Source organism: Halostella litorea (genome assembly GCF_004785955.1).
Classification (GTDB): domain Archaea; phylum Halobacteriota; class Halobacteria; order Halobacteriales; family Natronoarchaeaceae; genus Halostella; species Halostella litorea.
The window spans coordinates 1-18,784 of sequence record NZ_SJER01000010.1; the positions used below are offsets into that span (position 1 = coordinate 1).

The window sequence follows — 18,784 nt, forward strand, 5'->3', positions numbered from 1 at the left end:
TCCGCTCATTCTCCCAAGTTTCTTCTAAATCCGGTTCATAGCTCTCGCTGAGCAGGTCTGCGAGCATCTTGACCAACTAACTCAACGGCCTGCTCACTTCTCAAACTAACTCAACTAGACAGTGCCTATCGGTCGAAATTCGAACCACGATGAACGACAGGGATCACGGAGAGTAGATTCAGAAACGGTCATCATCGGGAAGTGGGAACGAGCGAAACATGTGGAAAGAGGTCCACGGTCATCGATCGGTTGGTGTCGGGAAGGGTAGATTTCAGCTGGAATATCGGGCAGGCAACGATGGAAGCAGGGAGAGGACGACCAGAGTTGCCAGTATTGCCAATAATACCGTCGTTTAAGTACCTCTCTCACTCCACTATTGCCAGTAACGAGACGGGAGGGCAGAAGCTGTCACGTCTCTAGTCTAGTTGCTATTACTCCACCCACTACAGCTATTTGCGTTTCCGCTAGTACGGTTTTGGTTTTATGCCTATTATAATAAAAGTATCGCTGGCTAGAGAGGGGGTCAACGACCCCCTCCAGTTGTTGCGAAGGTTTACTGGCAATAGTGGAGTGTGTGTGTTTTATAAGTAGATGCGATACTGGCATAACTGGTTCGAGTGGTGGGTTAGTGGCGATACTGGAACCCCTGGTTTTATGATGGTTCTTCGTCTTGGGCCGCCTATGGGCCGATTCAATCGAGAATCGTTCATCATCCAGGACAAAGACGTCCTCCGAGATGATTATCAGCCAGAGACGCTCGAGGAGCGGGATGAAGAACTCGACGAATATGCGGCCGCTCTCCGTCCCGTCATTCAGGGCTGGCAACCGAACAACGTCTTTCTTTATGGCGTTACCGGCGTTGGGAAGACAGCTGCGACGCACGATCTTCTTGAGGAGCTGCAGGAATCTGCCGAAGAATATGATGACGTCGATCTCAACGTTATCGAACTCAACTGTACTGGTTGCACCACATCCTATCAGGTAGCGGTCAATCTCGTGAACGAGATTCGTTCTCCATCCCATCCTCTCACTACTGTCTCGTCTCCACGCGAACCCATGAGTGAAACCGGATATCAGCAAAAGCGTATCTTCAACGAACTCTACAATGACCTCGAGTCGGTCGGTGGGACGATTCTCGTGGTCTTGGACGAGATCGATAATATCGGATCGGATGACGATATCTTGTACGAACTCCCGCGAGCACGCTCACAGCTGGATCTCGATGTGAAATTAGGTGTAGTCGGCATCTCGAATGATTTCAAATTCCGCGAAAACCTCTCTCCGAAGGTCAAGGATACGCTCTGCGAGGAGGAAATTCTATTCCCTCCCTACGACGCGACGGAATTACAGAATATTCTCCGGCAACGCGCCGATATTGCGTTCTACGATGATGTTCTTGAGACAGATGTAATTCCGTTGTGTGCAGCGTTCTCTGCACAGGATTCGGGGTCGGCTCGACAGGCGCTACGGTTACTCCGTAAAGCAGCCGATATCGCCGAAAACGAGGCAATGGCCGACGGGGAGGCGAAGATCACTGAGGAGCACGTTCGGGAGGGCGAACATCAAATTCAGCGCCAACAGGTTGTCGAGGGAATGCATTCACTGACCCGACAGGGACAGTATGTGCTACTAACAGTCTGCCAGCTGGCAGCAGAGGGTGAAACACCCGAACGGACGAAACTGATCTATGAACGGTATCAAGAGGTCCTTCGTGATCACGGCAGTGAACCGCTGAAACGCAGGCGGGTACACGACCACTTGTCAGATTTGAGCCTTCACGGAATCCTGCGGTTGGTCGACTCGTCGGGTGGACGCGGGAACTACAACGAATACGAGCTTGATGTCTCTCTATCGTCAGCTCTTGATGCACTCGAGGGTGAGCTAGGAGAGCTTGACGATATTCGTGAAACTGCGAAACGGCATCGGGTTCTGGAATGACTTCAGAACCGCCAACACCAGTACTGCCAATACCCTCTCCACTTTTGCCAGTAACCACGTAACCGTCACTGCCAGTTTCTCCAGTATCCTCTCCGGTGTTGCCAGTATCCCCATATATGACTTGATTCTCAAACACCCTGGTTGCCAGTAACTCTATGATGCACTATCGTACGCCGCTTTTACTGGCAATAGTGGAGTGTCTGACGGAATATCAGATAATTAGATGGTGTCGCCTCTCATCCGTAAATTGCGACCGATGTGAACGCTCATCCCTCAACAAGTACGAACTCACTCGTCGGGATTAACTGGTCTCTTATACTTAGAGCGGATTCTGTCGCCATCTCGCCACTGCCAGTAGTAGTAGCGATTGTCGTTGATCTTCTTGATCGTGATTGTAGCCTTCGAGGGGACGTCGTCCGGATGATCCCCCGGTCGGTCCTCGATCTGTTCTTCCTCGTCCTGTTCGGCCAGTCGGGCTTCGCGTTCGCGATGTTCGGCGAGTTCCTCGCCGTACTGGGCGATATGCTTGAGCACCTCTGGTGATTGCTTATTGAGCATCTCCACGACGTCGTCGGGGATTTCTTGCGGTGGGGATGGTGGCGAGTAAGACATAGGTCACGGCGTGTTAACCAACACTGGCACTGGAATCTTCTTGCTGTTGGTTAATCTGGGTATTTATCGAATCGAGAGCTCTTCGAGGACCGCCACTGTTGCTTCGAGTTCCCTGCGCCGGGCTTCTCGTTCGTCGATTTCCTGCTCTAGTTCGAGAATTCGTTCCGAAAGCTGCTCCGTCACGTCTATTGTCGCCGGAAGCCGTCCATCTGGACGTGGGACGCTCCCGCTCCGAATCTCGATGTCGACCCGTCGTAGGTGCTTACAGCCACCGCTCGGCTGGCGCTTCGTGAAGTCTGGACACGTACACGTCTTGCTCGCGACGTCGACCTCATAGGTGTTCCCCGATGCCGACTCCACCTCGTACACACCACCTTTCCTGAGCAATGAGACGTCCATCTCCTCAGTTCGAGCACGCTCGGTACGGGGGTCGCTATCCTCCTGGTGGTCTTCATTGTTAACCGACGGCTGCTGCACATCTCCTCCGGGAGTCGTGGTCGTGGAGGTGGCAGCAACAACGCCGCCATCGGCGGCTAATCCATCTCGTTCGTGTTCGTCTCGATCCATCTCTTCAGTCTCGCTTGTCTCATTTCGTCCGGACATGGATTGGTCTGGGTCTGTCCGGCGTGACGAACTCGGTCACGCCGCCACTCTTCGTCGGCGGAAAAAACAACTCCTGAAACGCGCCAGCGCGGATACCTCCGCTACTTCGTCTGCCGGAGAGACACAGACTCGTTACCCATCGACGGTTTCGATGAGTTCCTTCGCAGTCGATCCGATTCGACCAAGCCGTTCTTGAACTGCGTCTGCGTCGTCGTCCTGCCACGCGGCCAGGTAGAACGCGGACCCGCTCGTATCCAGTTCGAAATACCGCCCGACGATGTAGGCGACTGCCTCGGCCTCAACCTCGCGTTTCGCCCGCTCGGTCTCGTCGGTGACGTCTGCGTGGAGGAGCGCGTGAGCGTACTCGTGGATGAGTGTCACGGCGAGATCAGCCTGATTCGTACGGGCTTTCGCCTCGACGACTGGTTGGAGATCACGCTTACTCCGGTATTTGCAGACGCCCTTGGCGTCGCCATGCTCCCAGTCGACAGCGTCGACGATGCGGACCGTCACGTCGATCTCAGCGGCTGCATCCTCGAGTGCGGGTACTAGGTCGTCGGCGTCGCCAGTCGCCTCAGTCTCCAGCTCAGGAAGCGGCTCACCCTCGGTCTGAGACACGTCGAAGACAGCAGTTGGCTTGAAGCCGACAAGCCCTTTCGACCACTCGTCAGGCGATGTCTCGTCGTACTCACAGTCGCTTTGTTCATGGTAGCTAGGCGAGTTCTCGCACTCGGGACACTGCTTGGTGATGATCGGGGCCCAAATCCAGATGGCCTGTTCGCCCTCCTGGACGTGCCGGTCGAACTCATTCCGCCAGGTGTTGTAGCCGGCGACCTTCGTCGCCTCGGGACACTGGAGATTGATGAGGAGCGTGTTTCGATGGGAATAGTCGTGGAAGCGACTCTGGACGTCGAGCCACTCCTGGAACTCCTCGCTCGCCTGCGCATCGTCAACGTGGTCGACGAGCTCGTCGATCCACGCTTCGATGGTACTGTGCATCTCGTCATGTCGAGTGTCGGTCTCCTCGAATGAGACCGACGGGTCACTGGTCGTAGCCATAGTGTTCACCGAATCGAATTCACGGCGATTGCGTCAGTTCAGGACGCGCCGCACCCCTTGGGGCGCATAAAAAACTCGCGGCGGCGGTCACCGCAAGGCTGCTTTCTCGTCAGCGAAGCCGACCGCCACGAGGTACTCGAGGAACTCATCGAACTGTTCCACGTCGCTGGGGGTGTCGGCCGCGAGGTGTCGTACCCACTCGATGGCCCACTGGAACGCGGGATCGGCTCCGCCCTTTCCGTGGATGTACCACCAGCGGGCGGCCTTCAACACGACTAGCGGATTCGTCGGTGGCTGCTCGCCGGCTAGCTCACGAGTAACCGATCGGATTTCCTCGGGCACCTCGCCGGAATCGACCTCGCCGGATTGGGTGTTCGCGACATCGACTGGAATCTCATCAATCGAGACGTCGTTCGTACTCTGTTGTTGACTCACAGGAGTTCACCTCAGTGTGAAGGCCTTTTTCGAGCCCTCGCCCACTCCGGGGGCACGAAAAACCGCTTGTGGCGTCATGCGGGCGGGAGGTACACGCTCTGCTCGCCGGCGAGCTCCTCGAGATTGTTCCGATGACGATGTGCGAAGTAGCAATCATAGCTGCAGTAGCCACAGATCTCGCCCGTGTCGTACTCAGCGATGTAGGGGCTGCGCCGGGTCATCCAGACGTTCGCCTCACATTCAGTACATGCAGCACCATCGAGATGGGTCGGTGACGGGCCATGATACTCGAGTTCAAGTCCATCCTCTTGGGGCGTCGACTCGGGCCAGACGCCGTGTGCCTGCCAGAACTCGCGAATCTGGGCAAGGCCATGGCGAACGGTCTTCCGAACTGTCATGTGCTCGGCGTCGCGACCGCTGTCGTCCCAGCCGTCCGACGTCCAGAACTCGCCGAACTGCGCCCCACGATGCAGCCCGTTCCAGTCGAGGCCGACGATGTCGGCAGGTGGGTCACCCGTCAGCGTCGGTCGGGTGAGCTGCTCGATCACATCGAGTTGCTTGGGTGGACTGCCACCGAGAATATGGACGCGCCGCCCGCGCCAATCAGCAGGATCAGAGAACTCGTGAGCGAGTCGATCAGCGTATCCCCGGGAGTACCCGACGACGAGGTCATCGGGGACAGCGTGGATCGCTGCCTGGCACTTCGGGACGATCACGGGGTCTGCGTCCGGGTAACTTCCCTGGATCTCGCAGGCAGCAGCAACGTATTCGTCGACCTCGTCGACGTCGTAGGCGTCGCCAATCACACCGACCTCCGGTTCGTATTCGAAGAAGCGCTCGATATACCGATCGAGGTCGGGATTTCGAAAATCGTTGTCGAGCATCCCGACCGGTAGGTCCAGGTCTGTGTACTGCTGTTGTTGGTAGGTACAGTCCTCGCGAAAGCCCGTGAGAAAGCCGAGCCGGAATGCGTCAAGCGCAAATGGAACCCGGTGGAGGAACGCCAGGTGGTCAGCCTGCCGAGCGGCTGTAATTTCAGTCGCGATGCTGCTGGTCGGACGTGCTGAGAGCGCCATCTCGAATCACCCAGAAGATGCAGGGTTGATCGCCCCGCGCTCGCTCTCGGGGCGAGAAAAAACCACGAGCAGACGCCAATCTTAACCAACAATAAGAGCTAGCCGCTTCTGATGTTGGTTAACTCATCGGTGGTATCGAGCCTCGAGTGGGTCGATCTCTCCGGCGTGGACGAGACTCGTCTCTGAGTCCGCCTCTTCGTGAAGAAGATCGACGAGTGCGAACTGCGCGCAGGCAGTGAACGAACACGCCTCGTTCTGACACCAGACGTCGGCGTAGGCGATGTCGGTCTGCTCGCCTGCATAGACGGGTTTCCCAATACCAAGCTGCGAGTCGCAGCCGTCGCGAGGGCAGATCGGTTCGATACGCGTGAATGTGGGCGTGTCTTCCATTGAATTCATCAGTAAGGGTCGTAGCTCGGCGTGATATCGCCGGTCAGGACGCTGCTCTCGATGGCGTTGCTCTCGCCGCCTTCGAGGTCGATGATGCGATAGACGGCGTCGCCGCTCCACTCGCAGTCTTCATCGGAACACTTCGCGCTCGCGTACGCGCCATTCTCGTTGTTCAGATGGACACTCAGGAGATCGAGACGCTCGCTGCAGAGCGGACACTCTGCTGGCACCTGCGCGTAGCGATACCCCGTCGCGATGGTGATGTCGTCCTGGTCCACTTCGACGCCGTGGCGCTCCCCGATTCGGTCACGGACTGCTACGCGAAGATCGTCCAGGAGTGCATGGCGCATTTCCTCATCGACGGGTAGCTCGACGCCGTCGACGGTGATCGTCAGCCGGTACGCTATCGTCTGGGTTGTATCGTCCATTCTGGTCACCTCTGGGGGCACATTCGCCTGCGCCCGCGCCCCTCTCGGGCGCTCAAAAACTACCTCGTGAAGGGCCAGTGGTGGTCTCTGATGACCTCTCTGCCGGATCAGGAGCTTCCCCGAGTACGAATTCTTTTGGCGCTATCGCACGTCCGTTACGACGCCATGAACGTACTCATCGCAGGATCACACGGCGGGGTCGGCCAGCATATTACTGCGGTGCTGAGCGAAAGCGATCACACAGTCCAAGCGATGGTGCGCGAGGAGTCACAGGTCTCGGAGATGGAGGCCTTCGGCGTCGAGGTGGTCGTCGCGGACCTCACCGAGGACGTCTCCCACGCCGTCGACGGAAGCGACGCGATCATCTTCGCGGCGGGGTCTGGTGGCGAGGACGTCGAAGGCGTCGATCGAGACGGTGCAATCAGGCTAATCGACGAAGCCGAAGAGCACGGTGTCCCGCGCTTTGTCATGCTCAGTGCGATCAATGCCGACAACCCTGAGGAGAGTCCCGACGCGCTTCGGCCGTACCTCGAAGCCAAACTGGCGGCTGATGAGCATCTCCAAGCAAGCGAACTCACGGAGACGATCGTCCGACCAGGGGAGTTGACCAACGAGTCCGCAACCGGGCGGATTGAGGCAGCCCGTCGGGTCGAACGCGGCCAAGTCACCCGCGCCGACGTTGCCCGCACGCTCGGTACCGCACTCGACACGGAGAACACCTACGGGAAGACCTTCGAGATGATCGAAGGCGACGAACCAATCGAGAGCGCGCTCGAAACCGTTTGATCAGATTCGCCTTCCTCTGGCGCTGGTGCGACGGCCTTTCTGCACTCGTCGCCGACTTCCTCACAGCGAACGGCATCGGCATCATCCCGAAATTCATCTCGGAGGGACTATTCTATGACACCTTCCGCTAACGAGCACGTGTCCTTCCGAACTCTCGTTCAGCGTTCAGGGCCGTAGATGATTGCTGACCGGCTTTCGTAGCCGCACTCTCGACATTCGAACCACCGTTGGACTTTCGCGCCGTCAGCACTCTTCTGGCCGACGACGACGTCGTCGTTCGGACACTCTGGACAGGGTAACTCAGGGTGGGGTCGCTTTCGGAGTTCATCGCGAAGCGAGGTAGCTTCTTTCGTCTCGAATCCGCGCGACCACACCGGGTAGCCGTCGACGAGGATCGCGGCACGCCACTTGTGGATATACGAGTCCGGCGCTCGGTGAAACACCGCGTGCGCGTTGGTCTCTGTGTTGCGATACGCTAGCTTCGGGGTACGGCTCTCACGCGTCCAATTTGTAATTCGTGGCATGGGTACTGATGCCCCCGCGTTCGGGAGGCTCGCAGTCGCTTGATTCGGGGATTGACTAGTCTCGCGAGTCGATATCTCGCTTCTCACCATCACTTACCCAACACAGCCAGTCGAACGAACTGGTTGTTGGTTACTCCTCGAAGAGACAGCGATCGGATGCATCGTCGCCGGCGAGCGTCTGCTGATCCTCGGTAGTATCGGCGAAGAGGTTCGACTGATCACTCTCGGACGATTGTTCTACCTCCGGACGGTCGTCGACGCCGAACTCACTCGCCTCGGGCCGATCGAGCCGTGAATCACGGTCGCGGTGGTCCACGTCCGCACCGAAGTCCTCGAGGGAGGTTTCGACGCTCGTCCCGGTCACTTCGAGCTGGCCATCGTCTCCGAAGGCGGTCTGCTGTTGAATCTCGATTTCCGGTCGATTGCTCATGTGAATTGAGCCTCCACCCACTGGAGGCTCCGAAAAACTTCCACGAGCGTTGTCTCAGCCCTCTTCTTTGCGGAGTTCGCTGGCTCTGTGTTCGAGACGCCGGAGAATCTGGACCCGATTCTGGTGGGTGTTCTCGTAGGCAACGCAGGCCCGCAGCGTCTCCATGTCGTGAATCGTCACGATGCCGGCGTTGAGAAGTCCCGTATTCGATGGTTCGAGACGCTGTTCCGGTGATAGGCCGCTCGATTCCGTGGATTGCTCTGAGGAGTTGCTCACTGAGTGTCGCCTCCGCTCCTGCTGAGGCGACGAAAAAACAGCGCCGGACTGAGAATGTCAGAGAGTAGTTTGTGCATCCTCGTTTCGCGTCGTGTGGCGAATAGGCTGAACGCTCAGTACAGGTAGTACACTTATCGCTCGGTACAAGCTAAATATATAATGGATGGCGAGCGTAGGACTTGATATGGCTGACTCCGACAACCTCACTGAATCCGAAATTCGGCGTGCCGTGAGGGAGGAGATGTCAAGAGCGGGACGGTCAGTTCTCTCAACTGTCTTTTGGACGATACTGGCAGCATTCACGATCCTCGTTGGCCTTCAAGCGGTTCAAATGGCATTCTACACAACTGGTTTGGCTGTTGTGGCCTTTGCAGCGGTCGGTATACTCGTTACGGGCGCTAGCATCTATCTCCTTTATCTCCTTCACTGGGCCTAGCAATAGCTGATACTACGATTTTTGAATCGACTCGCCCCATTCGCACACACATTGAACAGATAGTTCAGTCAAAACGAGTCGAAATTTGTGGCCTGCCAAATCGTTTTGTGAGACCCGCTAGACTGCTTACTCGTCTTCTTCCTCGGGTTGGATTTGGCGGGCGTCCTCGGCGAGTTTGTAAACGTACGCTCGAAGGATCTCCATGTCCTCTCGGGCGTCTTCGAGCGTTTTCGCTTTCACCTTGGCTTTGATCTGGTCTTCATCTCGTGTCCCGGTTCCGCGCTTGAGCTTCACGGTCAGCGAGACACCGACGTCGCTGCGTTCGACGTATTCCGTTGGTGACGGCCGCTCACTGTTCTCTATCGATTCGACATCCGCACGAGACGGCTGGTTGTGTTCCGACATATGTTACTCTCAGTGATTGGTGCTCAGATAGACGGTGCGGCCGCTTCGTCGGATGTCTCGCGAAGGACTGCGTCGATGTCACTGCCGGTGAGTCGCCAGCGCCCGCCGGGACCAGTGCAATCCAACTGGCTTACGACCTGGTTTTTGAACTCCGTGTATTGCGCTAGCGCAACCTCCTCGTCGTCGGAGTAATCGAGCAGGAGCGCGAGCGCGAGTTGTGCCGGGCCACTGCCCCCGTATCCCCATTCGAAGCCAGAGGGACTGTGACTCGCCAACTCGAGACTCCGATTTGGAGTGAGCCGTTCCTGACCGGGCTGTTTCTCCACGATGGCGCGGCCTCGCTGTCGATAGCCGACGTAGACGACGTCACGGTCACTTCTCGGGCGTGTCTGTTCGACTGATTGTGAGTCGATAGTTCCACTCATCGTTCTATTCGAGGTGTGCTCGTTCGAGCACCCCCGCACCCCTCAGGGGGCGAAAAAAATGCTCTGCGGTCACTGCACCACGGAGCAGCTGGCCGGTTTGTTCCCTCAGAAGTGGATGTCCGCCGGCACAATCCAGAGATCGTCACTCTCGTCGAGAATTCGCTCCAACTGGCCTCGATGCCGGATGCCGCTGCCATGTTCGTCATACAGGCAGACCGAAGGCCCGTCGTACGCACCGACCTGGTGGAATGCGTGCCGGGCGAGGTCCGCATCGCGCATGATCTCCTCGTCGCTGTGTTCGTCGAGTGCCTCCTTCACCCGGTCGAGATTCCGCTGAAACTCCTCTTTCGTGGCTTCCCAGCCGCGTTCGAGCAGCTCCTCGCCCTCATCGGATTCCACAGAAGCTGCAACCGGGAGATCACCCCAACGGGCCGTTCCAGCGACCGTCGTGTCCTCCTCGTCAAAGCACACGTAGTAATCGAAGACAGCACCTGCGTGTGGCACGGCGCCGACGAGTCGATCGAACACCGTCTTTCCGGTGGCGAGCGCATCATCTCGTGTCGATGCCTCAACTAGCGTGTAAATGACCATGTGCATCGGTTGTCACCTCGGTCTGCCGACGCACGCGACTCCGCTCCGCATCACTGCTTGGTGCGCCGGCACCCATCGCCGGCGCTCGATAAACACCGCCGGAATACGCGCTCGCTAGGCGTCGTCTCGTTCCGACCCAGTGATCTCCTCGACGGTGATCGTCAGGTCACCGGTTTCGTAGTCGGCGTCGAAATCGACCGCGAACGCCGCCGATTCGTACGCTGCGTGGTAGGCGCGGTGGAGTGCGAGTGTTCCAGTCGCTTTGAAGTGGAAGAACGCGGCTGCCGTGTACGGTTTGCTCGCGGTTTCGATCTGCGATTCGACCGATGCTTGCAGCGCGATCTGCGGCGTATCGGTGTCGATCCCGGCGGCAAAGGCCCGAGCTTCGTCGACGCTCGCTTGCGAATGCTCGGGCGTCTCGCCAGTAAGAACATTCACCGGGGTCTCTGTCTCCTCGGTGAACAGGACGTCTTCGAACGTCTGCGTACCGAGGATTGCCTCGGGGCCTAGCTCACAGTCCTCGAACGAGTCGTCAGTAGATTGCTCGGACATGGTATCACGAAGCCCCACGTGGGGCTCAGTCCGTCAGCCCCCGATAAACGACTCCTCTTCACCTGCCAAGGGATGATCACCAGTTATTCGCCGATCGGGTCGAGTCCGGTCAGATCGGCGTGAAGGACCTCACCATTGCGGATGACGTACCGCTTGGCGAGGACCGGAAATCGACACTTCGTATACCCGGCCGTCTGGATGTCGAGTTCCTGGTCGCCATCGATGTACTCCGCGAGCTGCCGGAGGAACTCGTGGGTCACGATCCCACCGTCATAATCGGGGAGACCGTTCTCACGCGCTTCGTACACCTCGAAGCTATCGTAGCCCCAGATGATGAGTTCGCCCTCCTCGTCTACCTCCCAGTTGAGGGTCCCGAAGCAATAGCTCTCACAGAGCTGACGGACTGCTTGTGCGTCCGATACAATCGTGCCGGTCGACGTCGTCGCTGCTTGGAGTGGTGCCATAGGTTGTACTCGAGGGCGCTTTCCTACCCCCGCACTCCTCAGGGGGTAACAAACGTACTGCGGTTACTGGGTTCTGGAACGGGACGGTGGATGATTCGCTCCTCTCGAATGTGCGGAAAGCGTTTAGAAGACCTCCCAAGCAAGTACACGCACGTATCGAGATCTGTTGTGATACCGGCCTTCGGTCTATTGGCCTACGTTCCGAGGGGCAGATATGGGCCTAGAACACTCGCTGAACGAAGCCATCTACACCCTCTTTTCGTGGGTGCGGGGCAACCGTACTCGGGATAGAGACAAGCTCATGGAACAGATCAATCACTCATTTGTGAATGTGCGACGTTGAGTTGATTGCCCAGTTTCTGAAAGTGTGAGAAGGCCGAACGCAGAGATGCCGAGAGCGAGGGCAGCGAGACCGGCGATGAGGAGCGTATCGGTGTAGCCCACAATTGAGGCAACAGCAACGAACACTGGCGGGCCGAGGGTCGTTCCGAACTGAAGCACGCTCGTTCGGATACTCATGATTCCGCCGCGGAACGCATCGGGCGCGAGTGTATTCAGTGCTGTATCGGTGATCGGTTCCGCGAATCCCTGCCCGATACCGAAAAGGAACAGTGCGCCGGCAAGGACGGTGATCGAGTGGGCGAGTGCAGCGAGCGTCATCCCGATACCGTAGGTCACAAAACCGAGTGTGATGAGCCGCGGGGGTGAGAGATGGCGCATGAGACGGGACGACTGTGAGGACGTCACCCCCATCGTCACCGCTGGGAGTCCGAGCAACAGCCCGATCATCCCAGAAGAAAGGCCGTAGGATTCGTCGAGAATGAACGGGACGACCGTGAGCTGTGCGCCATAGAGAACAAAGAAAATGCCGAAAATAGCGACGTACAACCCGAGAGCCGTCCGTGTTGGTACCGATTGCGCTGCGTTAGCGACGTACGAGAGTCCGGACGAATCCATGCTACTCTCGGGTTCAGGGAGAATCACAGAGCCGGCAACGGCGACGACAATACCGAGTGCGAAGCAGACGAACGGCGCGGCCCACGAGAGCAGCGCAAGGCCACCGCCCAGTAAGGGGTAGCCAGCCGCGCCGATGGCGAGGATTGCCGCGTTCAGTCCAATGAGACGACTCTGCTGTTCCCCCGAGAACAGGTCACCGAGCAGCGTCACGGTGAGACTCATGATGGCACTGCCAGCGGTTCCCTGCACGACGCGGAGACCGAGAAGCGTTGTGAATCCGTCGACAAACACGACTGCAATGCCACTCACGCCAAACAAGAATAGCGAAGGGACGAGCACACGTTTGCGACCAACGCGGTCGGCGATGAGACCGATGAACGGTGTGAGAACGATACCGGGCAAGGTAAATGCCGAGATGAGGAGACTCGCTTGACTCGCCGAGATGTTCCATGCTGCTTGAATCGTCGGCAGTGCTGGGCTGATGAGGGAGACGCCCATCACACTCACGAGCGTACTCGCAAAGATGATGAGGACTGTCTGTGATTGCTGGATGTCTGTGAGTGGGTTGGATAGAGCTGTTCTCATGGATGTTGTCGTTCGAAATTCGCTTGCCGATACTACATCGAATAGCGCTGTGTACGGTAGTGGGGCGTGAGTGAGATACCGCCGAGGCAACGGTCAGCGTTATCAGATTCACAATCAGCGTACAGACGGGCTGACAGAAACTGCGTGCCAACGCAGTTGCACACCCACAGTACCGTACTTTCTCTAGAATTGGTCAGGCTGAGTTTCAAGCTTACGCACTCGCCTTCGTAGTTGCGGGGCTGTCTTCACGGGCTTCGTACACCTCGAAGCTGGCGTACCCCCAGATGGTGAGTTCGCCGTCTTCGGTCACCTCCCAGTTGAGGGTCCCGAAACAATAGCTCTCACAGAGCTAACGGACTGCCTGTGAATCCGTCACGATGGCACCGGTCGACGTCGTCGCTGCTTGGAGTGTTGCCATGAGTTGTACCTGGGGGGTTCTTCTGCCCCTCACCCCCTTCAGGGGTTACAAACTCTTCCTCTATGGTGAAGCTGGACAAAGCGCTGCTCGATTGGTCGTGAAGGTAGGATTCTACGTGGCCGCCGGCGTCCCCCGTGGCAGCTGGTCGAGTGAGGAGACCCACCTGCTCTAGGGGAAAACCAATGGTTGTCGATCTCCTCACCGGCGTCAGGATTGATGCCAGCCTCTTAATGGTCGAGACTTGCTCTCAATGTTCTCACTGCGTATCGCTATTGTCCACTCAGGAGACGCGGCAGGCAATGGACTTCGATAACAGGTTTCGTCGTGAGTATCTATCATTCTCCAGCCGTTTAGTGCAGTTCCGTTGCCAAGCGGCTAGCTGCCACTGAATCCGTATGTCGTTATGCTGTATCGACCGATTCAGTTCGGTGAATGATTGAGAACAGTGATCTCTTTTTTGCTTCGGTACGTATTGTCCTACCTGCGCTCGAGATAAAGTGAGTACATGATGATTGCCAATCCAATCGCAACAAGGACGCTATTGATTAGAATTCCCAATTCAAGTGAGACGGAGAGGATTTGATGTGCAATTCCTGCGAGCAGCGCGCCGAACGTGATAACACCGAACCCGATTCCGAGCGCTCGCAGTGAGTGCGTGCCTGTTCGTCGATATGCCTTGTACGCGATATACGTGATACCGCTCCCCAACAGCAGGATCACCGTCTTCACGACGACAATGGCCGGTCCTGTCCACATCATAACTCATCCCCCATCTTCGACCAAATATCTTCGAGGCGTTCGTCGGGGCTCCGTGGTGGGCGTTTCACGGCTACCGACAAGTCGTCTTCGTCGTCCATAGAGATGGTCACATTGTCGAAGTCTCGTTCGTATCGCGTAGTTCGACCCCCACCAGGATTGATTGTGTCCTGTTCGCGGACGAGGGAGGCTCGACTAAGGAGTTCTAGTTTCCGGTACAACGTCGATTTGGGTATGTCACAGGCGTCGATGAGTTCGTTCGCGGTCATGGGTTCAGCTGTTTCACGGAGGATAGCTCGACAGTTGGCGTCGTCCAGCGCATCAAGGACATTCTGCAACGATGGAGAGTCCTCAGATGACGCGGGATCGCTCACCATACTCTAATTTTGGACGGTATTGGGGATATGGCATCCGATTACAACTCAAACAATGGAGAGTGGACGTAGTCTGGAACAGAAATCGGCTCCTCGAGAGTATCAATCGCATCCATCTCAAATCTGTCTGACTCCATTCTCAGTGACCTCATAGCGTCCTCGGCCGCGTGAATGGATATATCCCTTCTCGTGTAGACGAGCACAGGTTTGATCCACCGTTATCGGATGGCGCTCAGCAGTTTTAGCGATCTCCATGACACCCAGTGGCGATTCCGCGATGAGTATTTCAAGGATCTCCCGTTCGGTTTCGCGAGTGAGTTCACTCATCACGTCCCTCGCTGAACTGGAGGCGTCCGAACCCTCTCGCATGGCTCCGCTGGATCGCTCTTCACGCATAGTCACCGTTCTCTGCGTAGACTTCGAGCAGTTCTTGATAGCGATTCCGAATGGTTACCATACTCACGTGAGCAGCGTTACTCACCGTCTCCTGTGTCAACTGTTCATTCGTTAAGTGAGTCGCCGCGTAGAGCGCGGCCGCTGCAAGACCCGCAGGGCTCTTTCCGCTGTGAACAGCCTGCGCCTTTGCGGTAGTGAGTAGTTCACGGGCCTGTCGTGTCGCCTCATCGCTCACCTCGAGCGCCGACGCGAATTGAGGGATGTATTGGAGAGGATCTGCTGGTTCAATCTGCAACTCGAGTTCACGAGATACATACCGATATGCACGCTGAATGCGGATTTTTTCGACTCGGCTGACCTCAGCGAATTCAGACAAAGGACGTGGCGTTCCGTGTTGTCTGGCTGCTGCGTACAGAGCGGCTGTCGACATTCCTTCGATGGATCGGCCTGGAAGGAGGTTTTCGTCGACAGCCCGGCGGTAAAGGGCCCCAGCGGTTTCACGAACTGGTCTTGAGACACCGAGGGCGGATGCCATCCGACTGATTTCGCCGAGTGCTTGTTTGAGGTTCCGTTCGTGTGCATCCTTCGTTCGGAACCGCTCATCCCACGTTCGAAGTCGTTGCACTCGGGCACGCTTACGCTCCGAAATCGACTGTCCAGACGCATCCTTATTTTGCCAACCGATCGTCGTACTGAGTCCCTTGTCGTGCATGAGTTGCGTTGTTGGAGCCCCAACGCGACTTTTCTCGTCTCGTTCTTCACTATGAAATGCCCGCCATTCCGGACCGCGGTCAATAGCTGCTTCGTCGAGAATCAAGCCACACTCCTTACAAGTTGTCTCCCCGTGCTCATCATCGTGAACGACCCGACCATCACACTCCGGACATGATACTCTCGACTGGGACTCGGAGGTTGATTGCTGTTCACTTGTATGGTTGTCTTCGATGTTGAGTGTCGTGTTGGGCATGAGTACCAGATTCCAGATATCGTCTCTCGATCAATCTGAGTGGGTGTCTCTAGCGTAGCTGTGAGTCGACACTCCCAAGAATACCGGGCGGAATCCCAACATATGGGAATCCGGCAATCTGGTTTATTGAGCACAAACTAAGATTCGCGGTGTCGGAAATATAGTTGTCTCTGATTGGGATACTAAGGTTACGAACCGACCAGCTAACAGCTGCGGGTGGAGCGTCACCCAGAAAAGTCGCTGTACGAAACCGCTCCCTGGTCGACGATCGTTTGACTCTCAGGGACGTCTCCGTCCGGCGGCATACTCCCCTCAGCGGGGCCTCCGGGCTCTCCAACCACGATGCGGCCGACCATGTCGAGGCTCTTGTGGGGGGTACAGTAGTAGTCGTGCGTACCTGCTGTCTCGAAAGTGTGTTCGAAGGTAGCACCTTGTTCGCTGAGTATCCCACTGTCGAACGCCTCGGCACCGTCCGGGATGCGCGTGACTGACGCCTGTCCATTCCCCTTCTTGTATGCTGTCGCAGAGTGGCTGCCGCTATCGATCTCGAACGTGATCGTTTCGCCGGATTCGACGAAGAGCCCGATCGGGTCGAAGTAATAGTCGCTTCCCTCCGTGACCATCAGAATTGTCGTTGTGTCTCCGTTCGATGGAGTATCCGTCTCACCGCTTTCGTCGGGGTTCGAGCTGCTACAGCCAGCGAGCCCGGTGAGACCTGCGGTTGCGGCGACTCCACCTGCTTTCAGGACCTGTCGACGTTCCATACCCGACCATTGGAACGCCACTGATAGACCACTTTGGCGGATTCCCACCGGTCGGGATTCCGCCGTCGACTGACTGTCACTGCGCACGAAGTTCTATACATGAGGGACCATCTTGGAGCGCCCGGGACCGGCCTATCGCGGCGTGAATTCATTGCGGCGACGGGCAGTACTGGCGCGCTGAGTCTCGCAGGGTGTGTAGCCCCGACTGGAAGAACTGAGACTCCGTCGCAGTCACTCTCAGGCGAGCATTCGTCGCCTGAGATTGAAAAGTGGCTTGCCGAAGTCCCTCGGCCAGGTGTCCTGGAACCAGTTGGGGAGAAGGACGGGAACCCCTATTACGAGGTTGAAATGCGCGAGATTGAGCAGAAGATTCATCCTAACCTTCCACCGACGACTGTCTGGGGGTACGACGGCCAATACCCGGGGCCGACGATCGAAGCACAGCAGGGCGAACCAGTCTATGTGCGCTGGATGAACAAGTTACCGAACGAACATCTCCTGCCGGTGGATGAGACGATTCACAGTAGCAAGATTCCCTACGACAGTACCGGAGTACGGGTCGTGACCCACCTTCACGGCGGGAACGTCGAGCACACGAGCGACGGCAAGCCGACAGCGTGGTTCACGCGGGACTTCGAGCAAACCGGCCCGAAGTTCAAGAAAAAAGACTACTACTACGTAAACGACCAGCCCCCGGCCACGCTCTGGTATCACGACCACTCGCTCGGAATTACTCGGTTGAACGTCTACGCCGGTCTTGCCGGACTCTATCTCCTCCGGAACGACCGAGAGGAGTCACTTGGTCTACCGTCGGGCGAGTACGAGATCCCACTGGTGCTCCAGGACCGCAGCTTCAACGACGACGGATCGTTGTTCTACCCGACCGCCCGCTCCGGGACGGACAGCGACTCGCCGAACCCCAACCCGAGCATCGTCTCGCAGTTCTTCGGTGACACGTCCGTCGTCAATGGGAAGGCTTGGCCTCGGCTTTCAGTCGACCCGAGGAAGTACCGATTTCGGATCCTCAATGGGTCGAACTGTCGGTTCTACAACCTCAAGCTGTTCGAGTACAACGAGTCGGACGGAACGACCGGAGCGGGCGGGCCGCCGTTCACCCTCGTCGGAAACGATGGTGGTCTGCTGGCCTCACCGGTCACGATCGAGGACCGTCTGGAGATCGGTACGGGCAAACGTGCCGATGTCGTCGTTGATTTCTCGGACTACGCCGGACAGACGCTCCTGGTGCACAACGACGCCGCGGCACCTTACCGTGGCCCGGACATTAATACCGGAGAACAACAGCCGCTACCGGACGTGATGCTTGTCGATGTCGCCGCCGATGACGTCGACGATCCGAGCCAGGTTCCGAGTACGTTGGCGGAAGTGCCAGAAATCCCCGTCGACTCGGTCGACGAGGAACGGTACCTCCCGATGACCATGAGTTCCGACGAGTACGGACGACCCTTGCACCTCTTGGGTTCGGAAGCGGAGTCATCGCCCCACAAACTGTACGATCCGGTTACTGAGGAGCCCACCCTCAACGACACGGAAATCTGGAGCTTCGCGAACCTGACGGGAATGTCTCACCCGATGCATATGCATCTCGTGCACTTCCAGGTGCTTGGGCGACAGCCGTACAGTGAGTACGACCCCGAGGCGGAGACGATCGATATCGAGTCGCTTGAACCCCCCGCACCGGAAGAAATGGGCTGGAACGACGTCGTCACGGCGAATCCGGGGGAGGTAACTCACGTGATCGTTCACTTCGGCGGGTTTGAGGGCCTATTCAACGACCAGACCGGCTGGTACATGTGGCACTGTCACATGCTCGAACACGAGGACCACGACATGATGCGGCCCTTCAGAGTACTGCCGTATTCTGGCGGTGATAACGATGACGGATCCTGAACGCGATCACGTACCGGAGGTCGATGTTCGGAACGACGTCGACATCGTCGCTGCTTGGAGTGTTGGCATGAGTTGTACCTGGGGACGTTCCCCTGCTCCTCACCTCCTTCAGGGGATAACAAACATATCCTGAGACGAACCAGGAAGAACCGCTCCTCGAGGGTCGTGTATCAGGATACTACGTGGCCGCCAACGTCCCCCGTGGCGGCTGGTCAAGTAAGGAGATTCA

At 57.4% G+C, this 18,784-nt stretch carries 24 protein-coding genes; 4 read left to right on the forward strand and 20 right to left on the reverse strand.

Annotated features, from left to right (window positions below):
* Window positions 1-681: 681 nt before the first annotated feature.
* Window positions 682-1,938, forward strand: a complete 1,257-nt coding sequence (locus EYW40_RS18990; protein ID WP_135823168.1) for an orc1/cdc6 family replication initiation protein — start codon at window positions 682-684, stop codon at window positions 1,936-1,938.
* Between the two features lie 288 nt (window positions 1,939-2,226).
* On the opposite strand, the gene EYW40_RS18995 is transcribed toward EYW40_RS18990, so the two are convergent.
* The 7 genes from EYW40_RS18995 to EYW40_RS19025 form a co-directional block, all read right to left on the reverse strand.
* A complete protein-coding gene (locus EYW40_RS18995) occupies window positions 2,227-2,550 on the reverse strand; it encodes a DUF6788 family protein (RefSeq protein ID WP_135823169.1) in 324 nt (107 codons plus the stop codon).
* A gap of 63 nt (window positions 2,551-2,613) precedes the next feature.
* Window positions 2,614-3,117, reverse strand: a complete 504-nt coding sequence (locus EYW40_RS20415; protein ID WP_310732465.1) for a hypothetical protein — start codon at window positions 3,115-3,117, stop codon at window positions 2,614-2,616.
* Between the two features lie 168 nt (window positions 3,118-3,285).
* On the reverse strand, window positions 3,286-4,212 hold the full coding sequence (locus EYW40_RS19005) for an ArdC-like ssDNA-binding domain-containing protein (RefSeq protein ID WP_135823171.1): 927 nt from the start codon (window positions 4,210-4,212) through the stop codon (window positions 3,286-3,288).
* 87 nt (window positions 4,213-4,299) lie between these two features.
* Window positions 4,300-4,647 carry a DUF8013 domain-containing protein gene (locus tag EYW40_RS19010; protein ID WP_012289562.1) on the reverse strand — a complete coding sequence of 116 codons (348 nt, stop codon included), beginning with the start codon at window positions 4,645-4,647 and terminating at the stop codon, window positions 4,300-4,302.
* 74 nt (window positions 4,648-4,721) lie between these two features.
* Window positions 4,722-5,723: a DUF6610 family protein gene (locus EYW40_RS19015; RefSeq protein ID WP_012289563.1), complete on the reverse strand. Its 1,002-nt coding sequence runs from the start codon at window positions 5,721-5,723 to the stop codon at window positions 4,722-4,724.
* Between the two features lie 123 nt (window positions 5,724-5,846).
* The gene (locus tag EYW40_RS19020; protein WP_012289564.1) at window positions 5,847-6,122 is read right to left on the reverse strand and encodes a hypothetical protein; all 276 of its coding nucleotides are present in this window, start codon (window positions 6,120-6,122) and stop codon (window positions 5,847-5,849) included.
* Window positions 6,122-6,541 (reverse strand): hypothetical protein, encoded by a 420-nt coding sequence (locus EYW40_RS19025; RefSeq protein ID WP_049987713.1) that lies wholly within the window; start codon window positions 6,539-6,541, stop codon window positions 6,122-6,124. The genes EYW40_RS19020 and EYW40_RS19025 overlap by 1 nt, the downstream gene beginning before the upstream one ends.
* Window positions 6,542-6,706: 165 nt before the next feature.
* Between EYW40_RS19025 and EYW40_RS19030 the strand changes: the two genes are divergently transcribed.
* Complete coding sequence (locus EYW40_RS19030) at window positions 6,707-7,327, forward strand: SDR family oxidoreductase (protein WP_012289566.1); 621 nt, start codon at window positions 6,707-6,709, stop codon at window positions 7,325-7,327.
* A 158-nt stretch (window positions 7,328-7,485) separates the two neighbouring features.
* Here the strand turns inward: EYW40_RS19030 and EYW40_RS20265 are convergent, their stop codons facing one another.
* The 3 genes from EYW40_RS20265 to EYW40_RS19045 form a co-directional block, all read right to left on the reverse strand.
* Window positions 7,486-7,851: a DUF7568 family protein gene (locus EYW40_RS20265; RefSeq protein ID WP_012289567.1), complete on the reverse strand. Its 366-nt coding sequence runs from the start codon at window positions 7,849-7,851 to the stop codon at window positions 7,486-7,488.
* Between the two features lie 130 nt (window positions 7,852-7,981).
* Complete coding sequence (locus EYW40_RS19040) at window positions 7,982-8,281, reverse strand: hypothetical protein (RefSeq protein WP_049892640.1); 300 nt, start codon at window positions 8,279-8,281, stop codon at window positions 7,982-7,984.
* 54 nt (window positions 8,282-8,335) lie between these two features.
* The gene (locus EYW40_RS19045) at window positions 8,336-8,557 is read right to left on the reverse strand and encodes a DUF8129 domain-containing protein (protein ID WP_049892641.1); all 222 of its coding nucleotides are present in this window, start codon (window positions 8,555-8,557) and stop codon (window positions 8,336-8,338) included.
* Window positions 8,558-8,741: 184 nt separating this feature from the next.
* Here EYW40_RS19045 and EYW40_RS19050 point away from each other — a divergent pair, with 184 nt between their 5' ends.
* A complete protein-coding gene (locus tag EYW40_RS19050; RefSeq protein WP_012289569.1) occupies window positions 8,742-8,993 on the forward strand; it encodes a hypothetical protein in 252 nt (83 codons plus the stop codon).
* Between the two features lie 126 nt (window positions 8,994-9,119).
* Here the strand turns inward: EYW40_RS19050 and EYW40_RS19055 are convergent, their stop codons facing one another.
* The 10 genes from EYW40_RS19055 to EYW40_RS19110 form a co-directional block, all read right to left on the reverse strand.
* Window positions 9,120-9,398 carry a DUF7389 domain-containing protein gene (locus EYW40_RS19055; RefSeq protein ID WP_012289570.1) on the reverse strand — a complete coding sequence of 93 codons (279 nt, stop codon included), beginning with the start codon at window positions 9,396-9,398 and terminating at the stop codon, window positions 9,120-9,122.
* Window positions 9,399-9,421: 23 nt separating this feature from the next.
* Window positions 9,422-9,823, reverse strand: coding sequence for a DUF6166 domain-containing protein (locus EYW40_RS20270; RefSeq protein ID WP_006186966.1), 402 nt, complete (start codon window positions 9,821-9,823; stop codon window positions 9,422-9,424).
* A 105-nt stretch (window positions 9,824-9,928) separates the two neighbouring features.
* Complete coding sequence (locus tag EYW40_RS19065) at window positions 9,929-10,420, reverse strand: DUF7995 family protein (protein ID WP_006186967.1); 492 nt, start codon at window positions 10,418-10,420, stop codon at window positions 9,929-9,931.
* Between the two features lie 108 nt (window positions 10,421-10,528).
* On the reverse strand, window positions 10,529-10,966 hold the full coding sequence (locus EYW40_RS19070; RefSeq protein WP_006186968.1) for a DUF8025 family protein: 438 nt from the start codon (window positions 10,964-10,966) through the stop codon (window positions 10,529-10,531).
* Window positions 10,967-11,049: 83 nt separating this feature from the next.
* Entirely contained in the window at window positions 11,050-11,430 is a 381-nt protein-coding gene (locus EYW40_RS19075; RefSeq protein WP_135823172.1) for a hypothetical protein, read from the reverse strand.
* A 315-nt stretch (window positions 11,431-11,745) separates the two neighbouring features.
* Entirely contained in the window at window positions 11,746-12,972 is a 1,227-nt protein-coding gene (locus tag EYW40_RS19080; RefSeq protein WP_135823173.1) for an MFS transporter, read from the reverse strand.
* Window positions 12,973-13,867: 895 nt separating this feature from the next.
* A complete protein-coding gene (locus tag EYW40_RS19090) occupies window positions 13,868-14,149 on the reverse strand; it encodes a DUF7521 family protein (protein ID WP_135823174.1) in 282 nt (93 codons plus the stop codon).
* On the reverse strand, window positions 14,146-14,523 hold the full coding sequence (locus tag EYW40_RS19095) for a winged helix-turn-helix domain-containing protein (protein ID WP_135823175.1): 378 nt from the start codon (window positions 14,521-14,523) through the stop codon (window positions 14,146-14,148). The genes EYW40_RS19090 and EYW40_RS19095 overlap by 4 nt, the downstream gene beginning before the upstream one ends.
* A 385-nt stretch (window positions 14,524-14,908) precedes the next feature.
* Complete coding sequence (locus EYW40_RS19105; RefSeq protein ID WP_135536394.1) at window positions 14,909-15,883, reverse strand: transcription initiation factor IIB; 975 nt, start codon at window positions 15,881-15,883, stop codon at window positions 14,909-14,911.
* A gap of 224 nt (window positions 15,884-16,107) precedes the next feature.
* Complete coding sequence (locus EYW40_RS19110; protein ID WP_115864529.1) at window positions 16,108-16,647, reverse strand: plastocyanin/azurin family copper-binding protein; 540 nt, start codon at window positions 16,645-16,647, stop codon at window positions 16,108-16,110.
* Between the two features lie 99 nt (window positions 16,648-16,746).
* Here EYW40_RS19110 and EYW40_RS19115 point away from each other — a divergent pair, with 99 nt between their 5' ends.
* Entirely contained in the window at window positions 16,747-18,555 is a 1,809-nt protein-coding gene (locus EYW40_RS19115) for a multicopper oxidase family protein (protein WP_115864528.1), read from the forward strand.
* Window positions 18,556-18,784 lie beyond the last annotated feature (229 nt).